The 2,485-nt window shown below is 33.5% G+C and carries 2 protein-coding genes; both read right to left on the minus strand.

Features of this window, described 5'->3' with window-relative positions; genetic code table 11:
- Window positions 1–69: 69 nt before the first annotated feature.
- Window positions 70–1,941, minus strand: a complete 1,872-nt coding sequence (locus tag ACR0QS_RS12705) for a PTS fructose transporter subunit IIABC (protein ID WP_432633822.1) — start codon at window positions 1,939–1,941, stop codon at window positions 70–72.
- 21 nt (window positions 1,942–1,962) lie between these two features.
- Window positions 1,963–2,485: 1-phosphofructokinase family hexose kinase (locus ACR0QS_RS12710; RefSeq protein ID WP_432633823.1), on the minus strand; the 523-nt coding region annotated here is incomplete at its 5' end.

Genomic DNA, 2,485 nt, shown 5'->3' on the forward strand with positions numbered 1-2,485 from the left:
TAATAAAAAAGCGTCAAATATAAACTATTTAACGCCTTTTTAAATTTATATTTTATACAAAATTAAATTTTATTCATTAATTGGTTTTTTAATAAATCCTAATATTAAAGCCGTTATTACCGAACCGATTATTACGGCAAGCAAATATAAAAGAGGATGATTGACTATTGGCAGAACGAATAAACCTCCATGCGGCGCTCTTAATTCTATATTAAATGCCATAGAAAGTCCGCCAGAAATCATAGCTCCTATTATACATGAAGGTATAACTCTTATAGGGTCGGATGCGGCAAACGGTATAGCGCCTTCGGTAATAAAAGAAAGCCCCATTATATAGCAGGTTTTTCCCGCGTCTCTCTCGTCTTTTGTAAATTTATTTCTAAATATTGTAGTGGCTAAAGCTATTCCCAAAGGAGGCACCATTCCTCCCGCCATAACCGCCGCATGAGGAGCGTAATCTCCAGAAGATATCATAGCTATTCCAAAAGTAAAAGCCGCTTTATTTATAGGTCCGCCCATATCGGTTGACATCATTCCGCCTAAAACTATTCCTAATAATATTAAATTTCCCGTTCCTAAACTTTTCAAAAATACCGAAAGCGAAGAGTTTATCCAAGATATCGGCTCTACAATAAATAAATACATTATAGAACCTGTTATTAATATTCCAAATAGAGGATAGAGCAAAACGGGTTTAATTCCTTCCAAACTATCGGGCAATTTTCCAAATATTTTTTTAAGAAGTAAAGTTATATAACCTCCCAAAAATCCGCCGATTAATCCTCCTAAAAATCCTCCTCCGCTATTTAAAGAAATTAAACCTCCTACCATAGCTGGAGCAAATCCCGGTCTGTCGGCAATACTCATTCCAATAAAAGCCGCCATAACTGGAACCATTAGAAAGAAAGCGTTTCCTCCGCCTATATCGTTTAAAAGTTTAGCTATATAATTGTATGAAGGGTCGTTAGGGTCGCTTGCATTTATTCCAAACATAAAAGAAATCGCTATTAAAATACCTCCTCCGACAACGAAAGGAAGCATATTCGATACTCCCGACATCAAATGTTTATATATTCCCGTTTTTGGTTTTTTCTCAAATTTCATTTTTCCTTTTTCAGTATTATTATCTGCATTATAAATAGGAGCGTTTTGAGAGAGCGCGTTATTTATTAAATTCTCTGGATTTTTTATAGCTTCTTTTACGCCTACTATATCGACATGATATCCAGAAAATCTATCCATAAATACGCTTTTATCCGCAGCCACTATTATTCCTTTTGCATTTTTTATTTCTTCTTCGGTTAATTCGTTTTTAACTCCGCCAGAACCGTTTGTTTCCACTTTAATTCTAACACCCATTTCTTTAGCTTTTTTCATTAAAGAATCGGCAGCCATATATGTATGAGCTATGCCCGTAGGACATGCCGTGACAGCTAAAACTTGAGGCAAAGAATTATCGCTTTCTTCGGTATCCTGCGAGGTTTCTTCTTTTTCCATATTGCTAACCAAAATATTTAATAATTCTTCTTTACTATTTGCATGCAAAAGTCCTTCTCTTATTTCGTCTTCGAGTAAAAGAGTCGTAAGTTTTGATAATATTTCAATATGCGAGTCGGCTGAAGTGTCGGAAGCCGCTATCATAAAAAATAAATGGGAAGGTTCGCCGTCTAACGATTGATAATCTACTCCGTTTTTTGAAATTCCGATTGCAACGGTTGAAGTTTTTACGGCATTCGTTTTTGCATGCGGTATTGCGATTCCTTCTTCCATTCCAGTAGAACCTTGCGATTCCCTTTTAAGAATTTCTTTTTTATATTCTTCTCTGTCGTTTAATTTTCCCGCTTTGTATAGAATATCAATCATTTCGTCTATAATTTCAGATTTTGTAGTTCCTTTCAAATTAATATCTATACAATCTAAAGTAATAATATCTTTTAACATTTATTCCTCCGTTAATTTTATTTATATTTTTTCTATTTTTACTTTTTCTAAAAATTTATTCATAGTTTCAAAAGAAGTAAGCCCTTCCGAACATGCCGTAGCGCTGCCAGAAGCTATAGCGTATTTATAAGAATCTTCTATATTTAATCCTTTGCTTATTCCGTAAACTATTCCCGCCACCATAGAATCTCCCGCTCCAACCGAACTTATTAATTTTCCGTCTGGAGCGTTTCCTTTATAAACCGAGTCTTTAGTAATTAATGCAGAACCTTCTTTACCCATAGAAACGATAAGATTTTGAGAGCCTTCTTCAATTAATTTCTTTGAATAAAAAATAATATCTTCAAAACTATTTATTTCTTTATTAAAATATTCTTTCAATTCGTTTTTATTTGGTTTTGACAAAAATACGCCAGATTTTATAGCCTCTTTAAACGCTTCGTCTCTCGAATCCAATATTACTTTTATATTTTTTTTATTTTTTAGCAAATCAATTATTTCTTTATAAATAGAATTCCTAACCGAATATGGAATACTTCCAGAA

The sequence above is a fragment of the Brachyspira sp. genome, assembly GCF_050873525.1.
In the GTDB taxonomy this organism is placed as follows: Bacteria; Spirochaetota; Brachyspiria; order Brachyspirales; family Brachyspiraceae; genus Brachyspira.

Coding starts and splice junctions, on each gene's coding strand:
- ACR0QS_RS12705 (WP_432633822.1), bottom strand. CDS start 1,941: ATGTTAAAAGATATTATTACTTTAGATTGTATAGATATTAATTTGAAA.